Source organism: Streptomyces sp. NPDC060209 (assembly GCF_042728155.1).
Classification (GTDB): domain Bacteria; phylum Actinomycetota; class Actinomycetes; order Streptomycetales; family Streptomycetaceae; genus Streptomyces.
In genome coordinates, this window is record NZ_JBHWZS010000004.1 from 65,484 (window position 1) to 84,804 (window position 19,321).

Annotated in this window: 18 protein-coding genes and 1 pseudogene; 7 read left to right on the top strand and 12 right to left on the bottom strand. The window is 69.4% G+C overall.

What is annotated here, in order from left to right:
* Positions 1-168 precede the first annotated feature (168 nt).
* A complete protein-coding gene (locus ACFWFI_RS01685) occupies positions 169-861 on the top strand; it encodes a helix-turn-helix transcriptional regulator (RefSeq protein ID WP_387384288.1) in 693 nt (230 codons plus the stop codon).
* A 33-nt stretch (positions 862-894) separates the two neighbouring features.
* On the opposite strand, the gene ACFWFI_RS01690 is transcribed toward ACFWFI_RS01685, so the two are convergent.
* Together ACFWFI_RS01690 and ACFWFI_RS01695 are read right to left on the bottom strand one after the other, a co-directional pair.
* Entirely contained in the window at positions 895-1,182 is a 288-nt protein-coding gene (locus ACFWFI_RS01690; RefSeq protein ID WP_383574535.1) for a hypothetical protein, read from the bottom strand.
* Between the two features lie 15 nt (positions 1,183-1,197).
* Positions 1,198-2,868: a sodium:solute symporter family protein gene (locus tag ACFWFI_RS01695; protein ID WP_387384256.1), complete on the bottom strand. Its 1,671-nt coding sequence runs from the start codon at positions 2,866-2,868 to the stop codon at positions 1,198-1,200.
* Between the two features lie 238 nt (positions 2,869-3,106).
* On the opposite strand from ACFWFI_RS01695, the gene galT reads away from it, so the two are divergent.
* From galT to galK, 3 genes are read left to right on the top strand one after another with little or no spacing between them, the layout of a single operon-like run.
* The gene (gene galT / locus ACFWFI_RS01700) at positions 3,107-4,150 is read left to right on the top strand and encodes a galactose-1-phosphate uridylyltransferase (RefSeq protein ID WP_387384258.1); all 1,044 of its coding nucleotides are present in this window, start codon (positions 3,107-3,109) and stop codon (positions 4,148-4,150) included.
* On the top strand, positions 4,147-5,127 hold the full coding sequence (gene galE / locus ACFWFI_RS01705; protein ID WP_387384260.1) for a UDP-glucose 4-epimerase GalE: 981 nt from the start codon (positions 4,147-4,149) through the stop codon (positions 5,125-5,127). Before galT ends, galE begins: the two co-directional genes overlap by 4 nt.
* Positions 5,124-6,299, top strand: coding sequence for a galactokinase (gene galK / locus ACFWFI_RS01710; protein ID WP_387384262.1), 1,176 nt, complete (start codon positions 5,124-5,126; stop codon positions 6,297-6,299). Before galE ends, galK begins: the two co-directional genes overlap by 4 nt.
* Here galK and ACFWFI_RS01715 read toward each other — a convergent pair.
* Positions 6,289-6,726: pseudogene (locus ACFWFI_RS01715) on the bottom strand (GNAT family N-acetyltransferase); the annotation flags it as partial. The gene galK and the pseudogene ACFWFI_RS01715 sit on opposite strands and share 11 nt — an antisense overlap.
* A 270-nt stretch (positions 6,727-6,996) precedes the next feature.
* Here ACFWFI_RS01715 and ACFWFI_RS01720 point away from each other — a divergent pair.
* The gene (locus ACFWFI_RS01720) at positions 6,997-7,803 is read left to right on the top strand and encodes a LuxR C-terminal-related transcriptional regulator (RefSeq protein WP_387384264.1); all 807 of its coding nucleotides are present in this window, start codon (positions 6,997-6,999) and stop codon (positions 7,801-7,803) included.
* Here the strand turns inward: ACFWFI_RS01720 and ACFWFI_RS01725 are convergent.
* Complete coding sequence (locus ACFWFI_RS01725; protein ID WP_387384266.1) at positions 7,762-8,259, bottom strand: MarR family winged helix-turn-helix transcriptional regulator; 498 nt, start codon at positions 8,257-8,259, stop codon at positions 7,762-7,764. The two genes, ACFWFI_RS01720 and ACFWFI_RS01725, sit on opposite strands and share 42 nt — an antisense overlap.
* Before the next feature lie 88 nt (positions 8,260-8,347).
* Here ACFWFI_RS01725 and ACFWFI_RS01730 point away from each other — a divergent pair, with 88 nt between their 5' ends.
* Positions 8,348-9,145 (top strand): trans-aconitate 2-methyltransferase, encoded by a 798-nt coding sequence (locus ACFWFI_RS01730; protein ID WP_387384268.1) that lies wholly within the window; start codon positions 8,348-8,350, stop codon positions 9,143-9,145.
* Between the two features lie 17 nt (positions 9,146-9,162).
* Here ACFWFI_RS01730 and ACFWFI_RS01735 read toward each other — a convergent pair whose 3' ends face one another.
* The 3 genes from ACFWFI_RS01735 to ACFWFI_RS01745 all read right to left on the bottom strand — a co-directional run bounded on the left by ACFWFI_RS01735 (position 9,163) and on the right by ACFWFI_RS01745 (position 11,535).
* Positions 9,163-9,765 (bottom strand): Uma2 family endonuclease, encoded by a 603-nt coding sequence (locus ACFWFI_RS01735; RefSeq protein WP_387384290.1) that lies wholly within the window; start codon positions 9,763-9,765, stop codon positions 9,163-9,165.
* Between the two features lie 100 nt (positions 9,766-9,865).
* Complete coding sequence (locus ACFWFI_RS01740) at positions 9,866-10,552, bottom strand: TetR family transcriptional regulator (RefSeq protein ID WP_387384270.1); 687 nt, start codon at positions 10,550-10,552, stop codon at positions 9,866-9,868.
* Entirely contained in the window at positions 10,549-11,535 is a 987-nt protein-coding gene (locus ACFWFI_RS01745) for an acyl-CoA desaturase (RefSeq protein ID WP_387384272.1), read from the bottom strand. The genes ACFWFI_RS01740 and ACFWFI_RS01745 overlap by 4 nt, the downstream gene beginning before the upstream one ends.
* 328 nt (positions 11,536-11,863) lie before the next feature.
* Here ACFWFI_RS01745 and ppc point away from each other — a divergent pair, with 328 nt between their 5' ends.
* On the top strand, positions 11,864-14,593 hold the full coding sequence (gene ppc / locus ACFWFI_RS01750; RefSeq protein ID WP_387384274.1) for a phosphoenolpyruvate carboxylase: 2,730 nt from the start codon (positions 11,864-11,866) through the stop codon (positions 14,591-14,593).
* Positions 14,594-14,628: 35 nt separating this feature from the next.
* On the opposite strand, the gene ACFWFI_RS01755 is transcribed toward ppc, so the two are convergent.
* The 5 genes from ACFWFI_RS01755 to glmU all read right to left on the bottom strand — a co-directional run bounded on the left by ACFWFI_RS01755 (position 14,629) and on the right by glmU (position 19,229).
* On the bottom strand, positions 14,629-15,099 hold the full coding sequence (locus tag ACFWFI_RS01755) for a hypothetical protein (RefSeq protein ID WP_387384276.1): 471 nt from the start codon (positions 15,097-15,099) through the stop codon (positions 14,629-14,631).
* A gap of 75 nt (positions 15,100-15,174) precedes the next feature.
* Positions 15,175-15,768 (bottom strand): aminoacyl-tRNA hydrolase, encoded by a 594-nt coding sequence (pth, locus tag ACFWFI_RS01760; RefSeq protein ID WP_387384278.1) that lies wholly within the window; start codon positions 15,766-15,768, stop codon positions 15,175-15,177.
* 105 nt (positions 15,769-15,873) lie between these two features.
* The gene (locus tag ACFWFI_RS01765) at positions 15,874-16,452 is read right to left on the bottom strand and encodes a 50S ribosomal protein L25/general stress protein Ctc (RefSeq protein ID WP_387384280.1); all 579 of its coding nucleotides are present in this window, start codon (positions 16,450-16,452) and stop codon (positions 15,874-15,876) included.
* Between the two features lie 229 nt (positions 16,453-16,681).
* On the bottom strand, positions 16,682-17,659 hold the full coding sequence (locus ACFWFI_RS01770) for a ribose-phosphate diphosphokinase (RefSeq protein WP_387384282.1): 978 nt from the start codon (positions 17,657-17,659) through the stop codon (positions 16,682-16,684).
* 121 nt (positions 17,660-17,780) lie between these two features.
* On the bottom strand, positions 17,781-19,229 hold the full coding sequence (glmU, locus tag ACFWFI_RS01775; RefSeq protein ID WP_387384292.1) for a bifunctional UDP-N-acetylglucosamine diphosphorylase/glucosamine-1-phosphate N-acetyltransferase GlmU: 1,449 nt from the start codon (positions 19,227-19,229) through the stop codon (positions 17,781-17,783).
* Between the last annotated feature and the right edge of the window lie 92 nt (positions 19,230-19,321).

Genomic DNA, 19,321 nt, shown 5'->3' on the forward strand with positions numbered 1-19,321 from the left:
GACCGGCAGGTAGCCCCGAATGAAGCAGAATTCGGCATTCTGGGGTGCTTCTGCCCAGTAGAGGGCGCGCGGCGTCGAACAAGCGTGTAACTTGCCGGGTCAGAGGGGCCGGGGGGCCTGTTCAGGGTTACGCAGCGGTACGGCGCTGCACACATGGGGGCTATCTCGATGGGCGTGCGGCTCATGGTGGTCGATGACCACCGTCTGCTCGCCGAGGCACTCGCCTCGGCACTGAAATTGCGTGGGCACCGGGTGCTCGCGGCAGCCGCGCCGACGTCCGGGGCCGCGGAGCTGGTCGTGAGCAGGGCGCCGGAGGTATGCCTGTTCGGCACGGCGGCGCCCGCCGAACCCGGCGCGTTCGACCCGATCGTGCGGATCGTCCGGGAGCGTCCGCAGGTGGCCGTGGTGGTGCTGGGCCCGGTGCCGAGCCCGCGCGGGATCGCCGCTGCCTTCGCAGCCGGGGCGGCCGGCTACGTCCGCCACGACGAACGCATCGAGGGCGTCGAACGCGCCATGATCAAGGCCCGCGCGGGAGAGGTCGCGGTCGCCCCGCAACTGCTGCGGGGCGCTTTCGCCGAGCTGCTGCATCCGGCGGTCCAGCCGGACGACGAGGGGCAGCGGCTGCTGCGGATGCTGACACCGCGTGAGGTCGAGGTGCTGGTCCGGGTCGCCGAGGGTGAGGACACCCGGCTGATCGCGGCCGGCATGGGGATCGCGCCGAGCACCGCGCGTACGCATGTGCAGCGGGTGCTGATGAAGCTCGGCGTCGGCTCCCGGCTGGAGGCCGCCGCGCTCGCGGCCCGTACGGGACTGCTCGACAGGGCGGCGGGAACGCCGCAGGGGCCGGACGGCCTCGCGTGAACGCGTGGTCGTCCGGCCCCCGCGGGGTGTCGGTCAGCTCTCCGGCGTGCCGGGGGCCTCGTCCGGCACCTGGGCCGGGCGCAGCTTCATCCAGATGAGGAAGAAGAGCCCGAGCGCCAGCATGGCCAGGCCGGTCCACAGATTGATGTGGACGCCCTCCGCCTTCTTCAGGTCGGCGTCGGACGGGTTGATGCCGGCGATGGTGACGATCACTCCGTAGACCACGAAGAGACCGCCGATGATCCGCCGGATGTCGAAGAGCCGGGCCGCGGTCGCGGACGTGCGCTCCAGCTCGGAGACTTCCTTGTGCAGGTCGGACATGGTGAGTGCCTCCGATCAGAGCGAGTAGGGCAGGTAGCACAGGGTGGCGAGGACGATGGCGCCCCAGCCGAGCAGTGCCGGCTTGCGGTACCAGGCGTTGTCGCCCTCGTCCGGCACCTCGTCGGAGTCCGGGGACTCCGTCCCGTAGACCAGACCGGCCAGTTCGGCCTCCGGCTTGGGAGCGGTGAAGAGGGTGACGGCGACCATGACGACCGCGCCGGCCACGAATCCGACGATGGCGGAGACGAAGTTGGCGCCCTGGTCGGACGGGATGTCGATGATGCCCTGCTTGTAGATGACGAAGTAGTTGACCATCGCGGCGGTGGTACCCGCGACGAGCCCCCAGACACCGGACTTCATCGAGGCGCGCTTCCAGAACATGCCGATGATGAAGACGACGAACATCGGGACGTTGAAGAACGAGAACAGCGTCTGCAGGTACGTCATGATGTTGGAGAAGCTGGCTGCGATGAACGCCGTGCCGATCGAGGCCAGCACACCGACAGCGGTGATCAGCCGTCCGAAGCGCAGGTAGTACGCGTCCGGCTGGTCCTTCTTCACGTACCGCTGCCAGATGTCCGTGGTGAACACCGTGTTGAACGAGGACACGTTGGCGGCCATACCGGCCATGAACGCGGCGAGCAGACCGGTCACCGCGATGCCGAGCACACCGTTGGGCAGGAGTTCCTGCATCAGCAGCGGGATGGCGTCGTTGTAGGTGAGGTCGGAACCGGGGGTGCCGATCTGGGGCACGACCACGGCGGCGACCAGGCCCGGGATCATCACCACGAAGACGATGAATATCTTCGGGAAGGCGGCGATCAGCGGAGTGCGCTGGGCGGCCGAGAGGTTCTTCGCGGACAGGGCGCGCTGCACCTCGGCGAAGTTGGTGGTCCAGTAGCCGAAGGAGAGGACGAAGCCGAGGCCGAGGATGATCGTCAGCCAGTTGGCGCCGAGCGGGTTGGCGTCACCGATGCCGGTACCGCCCCAGGCGGACATGAAGTCCGTGCCGTGCTGCTTCTCCAGCGAGCCGCTCAGCCCGTCCCAGCCGCCGACGCGCTTGAGGCCCAGCAGGGTGAGCGGGATCAGCGCGGCGAGGATGACGAAGAACTGCAGCACCTCGTTGTAGATCGCCGAGGAGAGTCCGCCGATGGTGATGTAGACGAGGACGAAGAGCCCCGCGACGACGATCGCGACCCACTGCGGCCAGCCGAGAAGCGCCTCCACGACGATCGACAGGGCGTAGAGGTTCACGCCCGCGATCAGGATCGCCGCGAAGGCGAAGAGTATGGAGCTCAGCAGGTGCGCGGACTTGTCGAAGCGCTGGAGCAGGAACTCCGGTACGGAGCGGACCTTCGACCGGTAGTAGAAGGGCATCATCACCAGGCCGAGGAAGACCATGGCGGGGATGGCGCCGATCCAGTACCAGTGGACGACCGCGACGCCGTACTGCGCGCCGGTCGCCGCCATGCCGAGGATCTCGGTGGCACCGAGATTCGCCGCGACGAAGGCCAGACCGGTCACCCAGGCGGGCAGTGACCGACCGGAGAGGAAGAAGTCGAGACTCGTCTTCACACTGGCCCGGGCGGCGAAGCCGATGCCGAGCACCACGACGAAGTAGATCGCCAGGATTGTGTAATCGAGCCCGTTCGTGGGGAGCCGGAGCCCTTCGGCCAGATATTGCATGGGGGGTACTCGCTTCGTTGCGCGAACTGAACCCGTCGGAACCTACGCCTTTGTGTTCAGAAAATGAACAGTTTGGTTGGCGTTCTTTGTTTGATCGTGATCGGGGGAGTTGAAATGTCCCGATCTGTTCGCCCGTAGGCACAGACCGGTCACAGGATTCAGCGGCATTGACGCATCGTGTTGACTTGTGATTTGTTATGTTCGGTTCTGTTTAGAGGGCGTTACATGGAGGAGCCTGGTGAAGAAGACGGTTACGACCCTCGCCGACGGCCGTGAGCTGATCTACTACGACTCCGCGGACGACACCGTCCGCGACGCCGTCGACCCCCGGCCGCTGGATGCCGTCTCGACGTCCTCGGAGATCCGCCACGACCCCCTGCTCGGCGACTCGGTGGCCATCGCCTCGCACCGGCAGGGGCGTACGTACCACCCGCCGGCCGACGAGTGCCCGCTCTGCCCGTCGCAGGAGGGCCGGCTCAGCGAGATCCCCGACACCGAATACGACGTCGTCGTCTTCGAGAACCGCTTCCCCTCCCTCGCCGGTGACTCCGGCCGCTGCGAGGTCGTCTGCTTCACCTCGGACCACGAGGTGTCCTTCGCCGGCCTCACCGAGGACCAGGCCGCCCTCGTCCTGGAGGCCTGGACCGACCGCACCGCCGACCTCGCCGAGCTCCCGCAGGTCACCCAGGTGTTCTGCTTCGAGAACCGCGGCGCGGAGATCGGCGTCACCCTCGGCCACCCGCACGGGCAGATCTACGGCTACCCCTTCGTCACCCCCCGCACCGAGCAGATGCTCCGCTCGATGGAGGCCCACCGCGCCGAGACCGGCCGCAACCTCTTCGACGACGTCGTCGCCCGCGAACTGGCCGACGGCGACCGCATCGTCCTGGAGGGTGAACACTGGGTCGCCTTCGTGCCGTACGCCGCGCACTGGCCCTACGAGGTCCATCTCCACCCGCGCCGCCGCGTCCCCGACCTGCGGGAACTCGACGAGGCCGCCCGCACAGAGTTCCCACAGATCTATCTGGAACTCTTGAGGCGATTCGACCGGATCTTCGGCCCCGGCGAGCCGCCGACCCCGTACATCTCCGCCTGGCACCAGGCTCCCTTCAGGGTCCCCGGCCGTGAGGAGTTCGGGCTGCACCTCGAGCTTTTCACCATCAGGCGGACCACAGGCAAGCTGAAGTTCCTCGCGGGCTCCGAGTCCGGCATGGGCGTGTTCATCAACGACGTGCCGCCGGAGGCCGCGGCCCAGCGACTGCGAGAGGTAGCGAGCGAGTGAGCAACGCCGGCAAGAAGTACCTGGTGACGGGCGGCGCGGGATACGTCGGCAGTGTCGTCGCCGCACACCTGCTGGAGGCCGGTCACACCGTGACCGTCCTCGACGACCTGTCGACCGGCTTCCGCGAAGGCGTCCCCCAGGGCGCCGAGTTCATCGAGGGCCGGATCCAGGACGCCGCCAAATGGCTGGACGCCTCCTACGACGGAGTGCTGCACTTCGCGGCGTACTCCCAGGTCGGTGAGTCCGTCGTCGACCCCGAGAAGTACTGGGTCAACAACGTCGGCGGCACCACCGCCCTCCTCGCCGCCATGCGCGACGCCGGGGTGCGCACCCTCGTCTTCTCCTCCACCGCCGCGACCTACGGCGAGCCGGTCTCCAGCCCCATCACGGAGACCGACCCCACCGCCCCCACCAGTCCGTACGGCGCCTCCAAGCTCGCCGTCGACCACATGATCAGCGGCGAGGCGACCGCCCACGGACTGGCCGCCGTCTCCCTCCGCTACTTCAACGTCGCGGGCGCCTACGGCAGCTGCGGCGAGCGCCACAGCCCCGAGTCGCACCTCATCCCGCTGGTCCTCCAGGTCGCCCTCGGACAGCGTGAGTCGATCTCCGTCTACGGCGACGACTACCCGACACCGGACGGCACCTGCGTACGCGACTACATCCACGTCGCCGACCTCGCCGAGGCCCACCTGCTGGCCCTGGACGCGGCCACCGCGGGCGAGCACCTCATCTGCAACCTCGGCAACGGCAACGGCTTCTCCGTACGCGAAGTCATCGAGACCGTCCGCCAGGTCACCGGCCACCCGGTCCCCGAGACCGCCGCACCCCGGCGCGGCGGAGACCCGGCCGTGCTCGTCGCCTCCGCCGCCACCGCCAGGGAGCGGCTCGGCTGGCAGCCGTCGCGCGCGGACCTGGCCGCCATCGTCGCCGACGCGTGGACGTTCGCCCGCCGAGAGGAGCCCACCGCATCATGACCGACAACGCCGAGCTGACCGCCTCCTTCACCGAGCTGTACGGGACCGCCCCCGAAGGGATCTGGGCAGCACCCGGACGAGTGAACCTGATCGGTGAGTACACCGACTTCAACGACGGCTTCGTCATGCCGCTCGCCCTCCCGCACACCGCCCGCGCGGCCGTCGCCCGCCGCACCGACGGACAGCTGCGCCTGCACTCCACCGACGTGCCGGGCGGGGTCGTCTCGCTGCGCGTCGACGAGCTGGCCCCGCACTCCGGCCACGGCTGGGCCGCCTACCCGGCCGGCGTCGTCTGGGCGCTCCGCGACGCCGGCCACCCGGTCACCGGCGCGGACATCCAGCTCACCTCCACCGTCCCCGTGGGCGCCGGACTCTCCTCATCGGCCGCCCTGGAAGTCGTCACCGCGCTCGCCCTGAACGACCTCTTCCAGCTGGGCCTGAGCGCCCCGGAGATCGCTGTGCTCGGCCAGCGTGCCGAGAACGCGTTCGTCGGCGTGCCCTGCGGTGTCATGGACCAGATGGCCTCGGCGTGCTGCACCGAGGGCCACGCGCTGTACCTCGACACCCGCGACCTCACCCAGCGCCAGGTCCCCTTCGACCTGGCCGCACACGGGCTCCAGCTGCTCGTCGTCGACACCCGGGTCAAGCACGCCCTGGGCGACGGCGCCTACGCGGAGCGCCGGGCAGGCTGCGAGGCGGGAGCCCGGGCGCTCGGCATCGGCACCCTGCGCGACCTTCCGTACGAGGGCCTGGACGCAGCACTGGAGACCCTCGCCGCGGCCGGCGAGGACGAGTCGGTCGTGCGCTACGTCCGCCATGTGGTGAGCGACAACCACCGGGTGGAGCAGGTCATCGCGCTGCTCGACGCGGGCGATGTGCGCGCCGCGGGCCCGGTCCTCGACGAGGGCCACATCTCGCTCCGCGACGATCTGCGGGTCTCCTGCCCGGAGCTGGACCTCGTGGTCTCCACGGCCGGCGCCGCCGGGGCGCTCGGGGCCAGGATGACCGGGGGCGGCTTCGGCGGCTCGGCGATCGTGCTGGTGGAGGAAGCGATGGCGGACACCGTCGCCAAGGCCGTCAAGGAGGCGTTCACCGCGGCCGGTCACGCCGCCCCAGGAGTCTTCCCCGCGGTTCCCTCGGAGGGGGGCCGGAGGATCGCTCCAGCTGCTTGACCAGGATGAACTCCGCGACGCCGGGCGGGTAGTCCTCGACCTCGCCGACCACCTCGTACCCCTGCTTCCGGTAGAAGTCCGGGGCCTGGAAGTCCCAGGTCTCGAGCCGGGAGCGGGTACAGGCCCGGTCGTCGCGGGCGAGGCGTTCCGCCTCGGCGAGCAGTCGCGAGCCGAGGCCGAGGCCCCGGTGGGGGTCGTCGACCCAGAGCAGGTCCACATGGAGCCAGTAGGCCCAGGTCCGCCCGCTCAGCCCTCCGGCCAGCCCTCCCGCGTCGTCCAGGAGCCAGACCTCCAGCGGGACTTCGTGCTCGGCGGAGGTGGAATGCAGGGCGCGCAGCTCCGGTGATCCGCCCCAGTTGTCGTCGTGCAGCCGACGGCCCAGCAGAATACGACGTTCCCTGTCCACTTCGGTCTCAAGACGGAACATGAACAACACCCTAAACACCTTGGGTGGTCAGTTCTGTCAATCGCCTTCCGCCGCCCACCGCCCGCCGTACGCTGATGCTCAGCACCGGTGGGGGCCGGTGCCGTTTCAGGGGACGAGACAGTCGGATACGACGCCCGGGGCGGGTGGCGGCCGGCACACGGCGGCGGCCGTGCGCCGGCGGCTCACCGAAGCGCTCCGGGTGTCGTGTCCGCCGCGGTCCGTCCCCGTCGGGGCCGGCCATGAACGGGGCGCCCCAGGAGCTCACACAGCATGGGGGTGTCTGTGGCTCGTATCCGGGTTCTGGTGGTCGACGACCACCGCATCTTTGCCGAGTCCCTCGCGGCGGCTCTCGCGGCCGAACCGGACGTCGACGTGTCCGCGGCGGGCAGTGGTCCCGCCGCGCTGCGCTGTCTGGAGCGTGCGGCCGCCGAGGGGCGCCGATACGACGTGATGCTGGTCGACGCCGACCTGGGCGTCCTCGCCACAGGTGGCGCACGCACTGTTCCCGCGCCGCGCGGCGCACCGGACGGCGCACCCGGCGGCGGAAACGCGGGTGGCCCGGTGGACGGCATCTCACTGGTGGCCGGGGTGCGTTCGGGGCAGCCCCACATCCGCACGGTGGTCCTCGCGGAGAGGGACGACCCGCGCCGGGCCGCGACGGCACTGCAGGCGGGTGCCTCGGGCTGGGTCGCCAAGGACTGTTCCCTGCAACGGCTGCTGACGGTCATACGGGGCGTGCTGCGCGACGAGACGCATCTGCCTGCGGCCCTGCTGACCGGTGTCCTGCGCGAGCTGACGGCGGCCCGCAAGCACCGCACCGAGAGCGAGCAGCTGGTCGAGTCGCTGACGCCGCGCGAGCGCGAGGTGCTGCGCTGCATGGTGGCGGGCCTGGGCCGCAAGGCGGTCGCGGAGCGGCTCTTCCTGTCCCCGCACACGGTGCGTACGCACATGCAGAACGTGCTGGGGAAGCTGGGCGTGCACTCGACCCTGGCGGCCGTCGCGCTGGCCCGGCGGGCCGGGGTGGGCCCGGCCGCGCTAACCGGGGATGTTGTCGAACGGGGCGGTCAACTGGCGTAGCAGCCCCGCCAGTTCGGACCGCTGGTGGCGGGAGAGCTCGCCCAGGATGGCTCGCTCCTGGTCGAGCAGCCCGGCCAGCGACTGGTCGGCCTTGTCGCGGCCCCGGTCGGTCAGCCTGACCAGGACCCCGCGGCGGTCGCTCGGGTCGGGCAGCCGCTCCACCAGGTTCTTCTTGGTCAGCCGGTCGATGCGGTTCGTCATCGTGCCCGAGGTGACCAGTGTCTGGGTGAGCAGCTGGCCGGGGGAGAGCTGATACGGGGCGCCGGCGCGGCGCAGGGACGTCAGGACGTCGAATTCCCAGGGCTCCAGCTGGTGCTCCGCGAAGGCGATCCTGCGGGCCCGGTCCAGATGCCTGGCCAGCCGGGAGACGCGGCTCAGGACCTCGAGTGGTTCCACGTCGAGGTCGGGGCGCTCGCGGCGCCATGCAGCGACCAGTCGGTCGACCTCGTCCTCCATGTCGATCAGTGTAGAGGGTCCCTCGACATGAAGTCTCTTGAATTCAAGTGTCTTGACATCAAGAGATTTTCTTGGTGATCCTGACCTCATGACCGCACCGACCTGGGACCCGCAGCAGTACCTCCGCCACGCGGACCACCGCACCCGCCCCTTCCACGACCTCCTGGCGCGGATCGGGCCCCTGCCGCACGAACCGGCACCCCGGATCGCCGACCTCGGCTGCGGCGCGGGCAACGTCACCGCCCTCCTCGCGGAACGCTGGCCCGGAGCCCGGATCACCGGCTACGACAGCTCCCCCCAGATGCTCGAACGCGCCCGCACCCACGCCGGACCCCTCCTCGACTTCGCCGAAGCCGACGCCGGCACCTGGGAGCCCACCGAGACGTACGACCTCATCGTCTCCAACGCCCTCCTCCAGTGGGTCCCCGGCCACACCGCCCGCTTCCCCCACTGGCTGGAAGCCCTCGCTCCCGGCGGCACCCTCGCCTTCCAGGTCCCCGGCAACTTCGACGCCCCCAGCCACACCCTCATGCGCGAACTGGCCGGATCCCCCCGCTGGAGCGACCGCCTCGGCGGCCTCCTGCGTCACGGCGACGCCGTACACACCCCGACGGACTACCTGGAGCACCTCACGGCGTCCGGGCGCACCACCGACGTCTGGGAGACCACCTACCTGCACCTGCTCCAGGGCGAGGACCCCGTACTCGACTGGGTCAAGGGCACCGGCCTGCGCCCCCTCCTCGACGCCCTCGCCGACGACCCCGAGGCCCGGGACGCCTTCCTCGGCGAATACCGCGACATGCTGCGCACCGCCTACCCGGCGGGCCCGCACGGCACGGTCTTCCCGTTCCGCCGGATCTTCGCCGTCACCCGCACCGCCGGGTGACCATGGCGGCCCGGCCGTCACAGCGCGGCGAGGGCCTCCGCCGAGATGTCGATGTCGACGGAGAAGGGCACGCCCGTCTTGAGCCGGTCGTGATGGATCCCGGTCAGCGCGTACGCCTTCGTCACCGGATCCAGCTCGTAGACCCGCACCACCGGGTGCTGGTCGGTGCCGGTCATCTCGACCAGCCAGAAGTGATCGATACCGGCGGTCCCGTACTTGTGCGGCTTCGTCTCGCGGTCGCGGGCCTCGGAGTCGGGGGAGACCATCTCGACGGCGAGGAGGACATCAGCGGCCCGGAAATGAGTTTGCTCCAGACCGACGGCGGCTGCGGCGCGAACAATGGACACGTCAGGTTCCGGGCCGTTTCGCCGGTCCAGCACCACGGTCATCTCGCGCTCGACCTTCAGGTCCGCCGGAACACTGCTGCGAAGGCCATTCATCAGCAGGTCGATGGTCTTGGAATGGAAACGTCGCCGCGGACTCACAAAGATCAGGCTCCCGTCGAGCAATTCCGTATGCGGCGGGAGATCAGGCAGTGTGAACAGGTCGTCCACGGTGTATCCGTCCTGCGGGGGCACCGGCCAGCGGCTGCTGTGCCCTGTGATCGGCTCGGCGGTCATGGTTCCTCCCATGGACGGGATTCTGTGCCCTGCCGACCACACTACGGCTGGGAACCAGCAGGCGTGATCACAATGAGTGATCACGCGCTGCCCGGCGGGATCAGCTCTTCCGGTGCCCTATCAGCCGCGGCTTCGACTCCAGGTTCTCCAGCCCGTGCCACGCCAGATTCACCAGGTGGGCGGCGACCTCGGCCTTCTTCGGCTTCCGCACGTCCAGCCACCACTGGCCGGTCAGCGCCACCATCCCGACCAGGGCCTGGGCGTACAGCGGTGCCAGCTTCGGGTCGAAGCCCCGGGCCTTGAACTCCAGGCCCAGGATGTCCTCGACCTGCGTCGCGATGTCGCTGATCAGTGACGCGAAGGTGCCCGTGGACTGCGCGACCGGGGAGTCACGGACCAGGATCCGGAAACCGTCCGTGTACGTCTCGATGTAGTCGAGCAGTGCGAACGCCGCCTGCTCCAGCAGTTCACGCGGATGCCCCGCAGTGAGCGCCCCCGTCACCAGGTCCAGCAACTGGCGCATCTCGCGGTCGACCACGACGGCGTACAGGCCCTCCTTGCCGCCGAAGTGCTCGTACACCACCGGCTTGGAGACCCCGGCGCGCGCCGCGATCTCCTCCACCGAGGTGCCCTCGAAGCCCTTGTCGGCGAACAGGGCGCGGCCGATGTCCAGGAGTTGCTCGCGGCGCTCCTTACCCGTCATCCGGACCCGCCGGGCCCGTCGCGTGGGGGCAGGCGTGCTCTTCTCACCGCTGGTGCTTCCGTCGGTCGCCACGTCGTCAATCATGCCGGGTCGGCGGCCGCGGGCTTGCGCCGGGAGGCGATACGCGAGGCATCGGGCCACCGCACGTCGTGTGCCCAGCCCAGCTTCTCGAACCAGCGGATCAGCCGGGCGCTGGAGTCGATCTGCCCCCTCAGCACCCCGTGCCGTGCGCTCGTCGGGTCCGCGTGGTGCAGGTTGTGCCAGGACTCACCGCACGAGAGCACCGCCAGCCACCACACGTTCCCGGACCTGTCACGGGACTTGAAGGGTCGCTTGCCGACCGCGTGACAGATGGAGTTGATCGACCACGTCACGTGGTGGAGCAGTGCGACACGCACCAGCGAACCCCAGAAGAAGGCGGTGAACGCACCCCACCACGACATGGTGACCAGGCCGCCGACCAGCGGCGGGATCGCCAGTGAGAGGATCGTGAAGCTGAGGAAGTGACGCGAGATCCCGCGGAGCGCCGGGTCCCTGACCAGGTCGGGAGCGTACTTCTGCTGAGGTGTCTGCTCCTCGTTGAACATCCAGCCGATGTGGGCCCACCACAGGCCCTTCAGGAGTGCCGGCAGATTCTCACCGAACCGCCACGGCGAATGCGGGTCGCCCTCGGCGTCGGAGAACCGGTGGTGCTTGCGGTGGTCGGCCACCCAGCGCACCAGCGGACCCTCCACCGCCATCGAGCCCGCGACGGCCAGGGCGATGCGGAGCGGGCGCTTCGCCTTGAACGAGCCGTGCGTGAAGTAGCGGTGGAATCCGATCGTCACGCCGTGGCAGCCCCAGTAGTACATGACCACCAGCAGCCCCAGATCGAGCCAGCTGACACCACGGCCCCAGGCCAGCGGCACCGCCGCGACCAGGGCCGCGAACGGCACCACGATGAACAGCAGCAGCGCGATCTGTTCGACCGAACGCTTCTTGTCGCCGCCGAGCGTGGCGGAGGGGAGTGCGGGGTCGCCTGCCGCCGGAGGCAGGCCGTCGTCGATCACATCGGGGCTGGTGGGCATTGGGGAGTCCCCCGTGAGGTGAGGAAATATGACGGTATGAGCGGGCTACGCTTCCGTAACCTACGGCAACGTAAGTATTGCAGCGAAGAGGCGCACGACACGAGACCGCCGCCGCGGCATCCCTTGTGCGGCGAGCCCCCTCACCCTTCGTCTACCCCGGATCCGGACCGCCCCGCAGGGCAGCGAGCACGCCGGACCCCCGGACACCTATCCTGGGTGCGTCGGACAGCGCGGTCCGCACTCTGCATATCCGGGGTGACCCGTCAGCACCGCGAGCGCCCCGGCCCCCCTGACAGACGTGCTCAACCACTGCAAGGAGCCGCACACTGTGAGCAGTGCCGACCAGACCCCTGCCGCCAACACCGAACTGCGGGCCGACATCCGCCGCCTCGGAGACCTGCTGGGCGAGACCCTCGTACGACAGGAGGGCCAGGACCTCCTCGACCTCGTCGAACGCGTCCGCGCCCTGACCCGCACCGACGGCGAGGCAGCAGCCGAGCTCCTTGGCGACACGGACCTGGAGACCGCCGCACAGCTCGTGCGCGCCTTCTCCACCTACTTCCACCTCGCCAACGTCACCGAGCAGGTCCACCGCGCCCACGAGATGCGCGACCGCCGGTCAGCCGAGGGCGGGCTCCTCGCCCGCACCGCCGACCGCCTCAAGGACGCCGACCCCGAACACCTGCGCGAGACGGTCAAGAACCTCAACGTCCGGCCCGTCTTCACCGCACACCCCACCGAGGCCGCACGGCGCTCCGTGCTCAACAAGCTCCGCCGCATCGCCGAGCTCCTCGACACCCCGGTCATCGAGGCCGACCGCCGGCGCCAGGACATCCGGCTGGCCGAGAACATCGACCTCATCTGGCAGACCGACGAACTCCGCGTGGTCCGCCCGGAGCCCGCCGACGAGGCCCGCAACGCCATCTACTACCTCGACGAACTCCACGCCAACGCGGTGGGCGACGTCCTGGAGGACCTGGCCGCAGAGCTGGAGCGCGTCGGCGTCGAACTGCCCGCCGGCACCCGCCCGCTCACCTTCGGCACCTGGATCGGAGGCGACCGCGACGGCAACCCGAACGTCACGCCCACCGTCACCTGGGACGTGCTCATCCTCCAGCACGAGCACGGCATCACCGACGCCCTCGAACTCGTCGACCAGCTGCGCGGACTGCTCTCCAACTCCATCCGCTACACCGGAGTCACCGACGAGCTCCTCACCTCGCTCCAGACCGACCTGGAGCGACTCCCCGAGATCAGCCCCCGCTACAAGCGGCTGAACGCCGAGGAGCCCTACCGCCTCAAGGCCACCTGCATCCGGCAGAAGCTCGTCAACACCCGCGAGCGACTCGCCACCGGCACCCCCCACCGCCCCGGCTGCGACTACCTCGGCACCGCCGAACTCATCGCCGACCTCGCGCTCATCCAGACCTCCCTGCGCGAGCACCGCGGCGGACTCTTCGCCGACGGCCGCATGGACCGCACCATCCGCACGCTGTCCGCCTTCGGCCTCCAGCTCGCCACCATGGACGTCCGCGAACACGCCGACGCCCACCACCACGCCCTCGGCCAGCTCTTCGACCGGCTCGGCGAGGAATCCTGGCGCTACGCCGACATGCCCCGCGACTACCGGCAGAAGCTCCTCGCCAAGGAGCTCCGCTCCCGCCGCCCCCTCGCACCCACCCCGGCCCCGCTCGACGCCGCCGGCGAGAAGACCCTCGGCGTCTTCCACACCATCAAGCAGGCCTTCGAGCGCTTCGGCCCCGAAGTCATCGAGTCCTACATCATCTCGATGTGCCAGGGCGCCGACGACGTCTTCGCCGCCGCCGTCCTCGCCCGTGAGGCCGGACTCATCGACCTCCACGGCGGCTGGGCCAAGATCGGCATCGTGCCGCTCCTGGAGACCACCGACGAGCTCAAGGCCGCCGACGTCATCCTCGACGAGATGCTCGCCGACCCCTCCTACCGCCGCCTCGTCTCGCTCCGCGGCGACGTCCAGGAGGTCATGCTCGGCTACTCCGACTCCTCCAAGTTCGGCGGCATCACCACCTCCCAGTGGGAGATCCACCGCGCCCAGCGCCGGCTCCGCGACGTAGCCCACCGCTACGGCGTACGCCTGCGCCTCTTCCACGGCCGCGGCGGCACCGTCGGCCGCGGCGGCGGCCCCTCGCACGACGCGATCCTCGCGCAGCCCTGGGGCACCCTCGAGGGCGAGATCAAGGTGACCGAACAGGGCGAGGTCATCTCCGACAAGTACCTCATCCCCGCCCTCGCCCGCGAGAACCTGGAACTGACCGTCGCGGCCACCCTCCAGGCCTCCGCACTCCACACCGCACCCCGCCAGTCCGACGAAGCGCTGGCCCGCTGGGACGCGGCCATGGACACCGTCTCGGACGCCGCCCACGCGGCCTACCGCAAGCTGGTCGAGGACCCCGACCTGCCGACGTACTTCCTCGCCTCCACCCCGGTGGACCAGCTCGCCGACCTGCACCTGGGCTCGCGGCCCTCCCGCCGCCCCGGCTCGGGCGTCTCGCTCGACGGCCTGCGCGCCATCCCGTGGGTCTTCGGCTGGACCCAGTCACGCCAGATCGTCCCCGGCTGGTTCGGCGTCGGCTCCGGCCTCAAGGCACTGCGCGAAGCCGGCCTCGACACCGTCCTGGACGAAATGCACGAACAGTGGCACTTCTTCCAGAACTTCCTCTCCAACGTCGAGATGACCCTCGCCAAGACGGACCTGCGCATCGCCAGGCACTACGTCGACACGCTCGTCCCCGACGAGCTCAAGCACGTCTTCGACGTCATCCAGGCCGAGCACGAGCTCACCGTGCAGGAAGTCCTCAAGGTCACCGGCGGCAAGGAACTCCTCGGCACCAGCCCGGTGCTCCAGCAGACCTTCGCCATCCGCGACGCCTACCTGGACCCGATCTCCTACCTCCAGGTGTCCCTGCTCGCCCGCCAGCGCCAGGCCGCCGAACGCGGCGAAGAGGCCGACCCGCTGCTCGCCCGGGCCCTGCTGCTCACCGTCAACGGTGTCGCCGCTGGCCTCCGCAACACAGGCTGACCCGCACGCGGGAGAACTGAGCGGGTGCGGCCCTGTCAGAGGGCGACGAACGTCGCCGTCAACAGGACCGCACCCGCGATACCCGTCCCCCAAGCCGTCCGCGTCAGCCGCATACCGCCACCGATCACCGTGGCGGCCAGCACCAGCGCACCACCCAGCGGCACCCACGAATGCAGAAAGCCCGGAGTCCCGGTACGCACCACTTCCCCGGACCCGGGCTTCACCACGACGGGGAAACGATCCCCCTTCCGCGCCGCGACGGACCGCTCGATCGTCACCGAGGCCCGCTTCCGCGAATCGGCGTCCGGCGAGAACGACCCCGTGCACGCGTCCTCACCGCACGCCGTCACCGCCATCGTCCCGTGCTCACGGCCCTTCGCCAGAACGATGTGGTGCGCGTTGTCCCACGACGCCCACACACCCGCGAACAGCAGCAACAGGACGACGCAGCCCGCGGCGAACGTACGGCCATGGGTCAGCAGCCGGTGGGAGGAACTCCGCTTCATGGGGGCCGATCCTTGGGCAGAGCCCTGCCGTCGGTCAACCTGTGGCCGAAAAACATCCGACAAGCGGCAGGAATGTCAGGAGTTGTACGCGGACTGAGCCCGCTCCAGGCCCTCCTCCAACAACGACTCCACCGCATCCGCCGACCGGTCGACCAGATACGCGAGCTCCTTGCGCTCCGCCGACGAGAAATCCTTGAGCACGAAATCGGCGACCTGCATCCGCCCCGGCGGCCGGCCGATCCCGAACCGCACCCGGTGGTAATCCGGACCCATCGCCTTCGTCATCGACTTCAGCCCGTTGTGCCCGTTGTCGCCGCCGCCCAGCTTCAGCCGCAGCATGCCGAAATCGATGTCCAGCTCGTCATGGACCGCCACGATGTGATCCGTGGGCACCTTGTAGAAATCGCGCAGCGCCGTGACCGGGCCGCCCGACAGATTCATGTACGACATCGGCTTCGCCAGCACCACACGACGGCTCAGCGGTCCCGGCGGACCGATCCGCCCCTCCAGCACCTGCGCCTGCGCCTTCTGCGCCCGCTTGAACTTCCCGCCGATCCGTTCCGCCAGCAGATCGGCGACCATGAAGCCCACATTGTGCCGGTTCGCCTCATAATCGGGGCCGGGATTGCCGAGGCCAACGATCAGCCAGGGGTCGGTGACGTCGGACATCTGCGCTCGGTCTCCTCGCATACGGACCAGTGGTGACAGGGAAACGGGGCGGCGGATCCCCGGAAGGGAACCGCCACCCCGTCAGTGAAGCAGGTGGGGCGAGGATCAGGCCTCGGTCGAAGCCTCCTCGGCGGGGGCCTCCTCGACCTGCGCGGCGACGACCTGGAGCACGACGGCGTCCTCGTCACCGGCGAGCACGGAGCCCTTGGGCAGCGGGATGTTCTTGGCCAGGATCGAGTCACCGGCGTCCAGACCGGCGATCGAGACCGTGACGGACTCGGGGATGTGGGTGGCCTCGGCCTCGACGAGCAGCGTGTTCTGCACGTACTCGAGGAGGTTGCCGCCCGGGGCCAGCTCGCCCTCGACGTGCACCGCGATCTCGACCTCGACCTTCTCGCCGCGCTTCACGGTGAGGAGGTCGACGTGCTCGATGTTGCCCTTGATGGCGTTGCGCTGCACGGCCTTCGGGATCACCAGGGCGTCCTTGCCGTCGATCTCGAGACCGATGAGGACGTTGGCGGTACGCAGAGCGAGAAGCAGCTCGTGGCCCGGCAGGTTGATGTGAACCGGCTCAGCACCGTGGCCGTAGACGACCCCGGGAACCAGGTTGGCGCGACGGGTACGACGGGCAGCGCCCTTGCCGAACTCCGTACGGACCGTTGCGTCGAGCTTGATCTCAGCCATGCTGCACTCCTCGTAAGGTGTCGAAAAACCGTTGGTCACCCGGCCCACGACAGGCCTGCTACGAAGAGCGCGTCGATAACGGACCGCCGACCCCATGACCACGCATGAGAACGGCCTCCCTCGCCGAGCAACTCACTGAGTCTACCCGGCGGGGAGGCCGCACCCAAAGTCGATCACCCGGAGGTGGCCATCCGGAGGTCACCCTCCGGAAACGGTCACCCGGAGGCGATCACGCCTGCTCCTCGAAGAGGCTCGTCACCGAACCGTCCTCGAAGACCTCACGCACCGCACGCGCGATGGTCGGCGCGATCGAGAGAACCGTGATCTTGTCGATCTCCAGCTCGCCCGGCGTCGGCAGGGTGTCCGTGAAGACGAACTCGCTGACCTTCGAGTTCTTCAGACGGTCCGCGGCCGGACCGGACAGCACACCGTGCGTGGCGGTCACTATGACGTCCTCGGCGCCGTGCGCGAACAGGGCGTCGGCGGCGGCGCAGATCGTGCCACCCGTGTCGATCATGTCGTCGACCAGGACGCAGACCCGGCCCTCGACGTTACCGACGACCTCGTGGACGCTGACCTGGTTGGGCACGTCCTTGTCGCGGCGCTTGTGGACGATCGCCAGCGGCGCGTCCAGACGGTCGCACCAGCGGTCGGCCACACGCACACGGCCGGCGTCCGGCGACACGATCGTCAGCTTCGACCGGTCCACCTTCGCACCGACGTAGTCGGCCAGGATCGGCAGCGCGAACAGGTGGTCCACCGGGCCGTCGAAGAAGCCCTGGATCTGGTCCGTGTGCAGATCGACGGTGAGGATGCGGTCCGCACCCGCCGTCTTCATCAGGTCCGCGACCATGCGCGCCGAGATCGGCTCGCGGCCACGGTGCTTCTTGTCCTGGCGCGCGTAGCCGTAGAACGGCACGATCACCGTGATGGAACGGGCGGACGCGCGCTTCAGCGCGTCCAGCATGATGAGCTGCTCCATGATCCACTTGTTGATCGGAGCCGTGTGGCTCTGGATCAGGAAGCAGTCGGCGCCACGGGCGGACTCCTGGAAACGTACGTAGATCTCACCGTTGGCGAAATCGAAGGCCTTCGTCGGCACGAGGCCGACACCCAGTTGATGCGCGACCTCCTCGGCCAGCTCGGGGTGGGCGCGGCCGGAGAAGAACATCAGTTTCTTCTCGCCGGTCGTCTTGATCCCGGTCACAGCACAGTCTCCTCAGACGTGTATCTGGCACCGCGCGCATGAGTCCCGAAATGTGCGACGAGCCAGCCGAAATGGGTGAGCATCTATCACGGTACGCCGCCTTTGGCGCACCTGTTTCCGGTCAGCTTTCGCCGTCGGACTCCTGCGTTGCCGCCTGAGCCGCCTGAGCCGCCGCGCTCCCGGGCCGCTTCCGGGCGACCCAGCCCTGGATATTCCGCTGCTGGCCCCGGGCCACGGCCAGTGAACCGGACGGTACGTCCTTGGTGATGACCGAACCGGCCGCGGTGTAAACGCCGTCCCCGACCGTGACGGGCGCCACAAACATATTGTCCGACCCGGTCCGGCAGTGGGACCCGATCGTGGTGTGGTGCTTGGCCACACCGTCGTAGTTCACGAACACGCTGGCCGCACCGATGTTGGTGTGGTCACCGATCGTCGCGTCACCGACGTAACTCAGGTGCGGCACCTTCGTGCCCTCGCCGATCGTCGCGTTCTTCATCTCGACGTACGTACCCGCCTTGGACTTCGCGCCCATCCGCGTACCCGGCCGCAGATACGCGAACGGACCGACCGTCGCCCCCGGGCCCACCTCGGCACCGTCCGCGACCGTGTTGTCCACCCGCGCACCCGCGTGCACGACCGTGTCCTTCAGCCGCGAGTTCGGACCCACCTCGGCGTCCTCGGCCAGGTGGGTCGCACCCAGCAGCTGCGTGCCCGGGTGCACGATCGCGTCGCGCTCGTACGTCACCGTCGCGTCGATCAGCGTGGACGCCGGGTCCACGACCGTCACGCCCGCCAGCATCGCGCGCTCCAGGAGCCGCTCGTTGAGCAGCCGCCTGGCCTCCGCCAGCTGGAGCCGGTTGTTGATGCCGAGGATCTCCCGGTGGTCGCCCGCCACCGAAGCCCCCACGCGGTGCCCGGCCTCACGCAGGATCGACAGCACGTCGGTGAGGTACTCCTCGCCCTGGCTGTTGTCCGTACGCACCTTGCCCAGGGCGTCGGTCAGCAGGCGGCCGTCGAAGGCGAAGACCCCGGAGTTGATCTCCCGGATCGCGCGCTGCGCCTCGGTGGCGTCCTTGTGCTCGACGATCTCCGTGACCGCCCCGGTGGCCGCGTCGCGGACGATCCGGCCGTAGCCGGTCGAGTCCGGGACCTCGGCGGTGAGCACGGTGACGGCGTTCGCGTCGGCGGCGTGCGTCGTGGCGAGCGCGGAGAGCGTCTCGCCGGAGAGCAGCGGGGTGTCACCGCAGACGACGATGACGGTGCCGTCGACGGTGCCGCCGAGCTCCTCGAGGCCCATACGGACCGCGTGCCCGGTGCCGTTCTGCTCGGCCTGGAATGCGGTGCGCACGGGGGTGTCCCCGGCGGAGAGGTGCGCGGTGACCTGCTCGCTGGCGTGGCCGACGACCACGACGAGGTGCTGGGGGTCGAGCTCACGGGAGGCGGCGACGACATGTCCGACGAGCGAGCGCCCGGAGATCTCGTGCAGGACCTTGGGTGTCTTCGACTTCATGCGGGTGCCCTCACCCGCTGCGAGGACGACGACGGCGGCCGGGTGGTGGACGCTCACGGAATTGCCCTTCGGCTTCGGGTGGTGGACACCCGCAGGATACCGGGGGCGTATATGCCCGAAACGAGCGCGGGCCCCGACCGGTGAGGTCG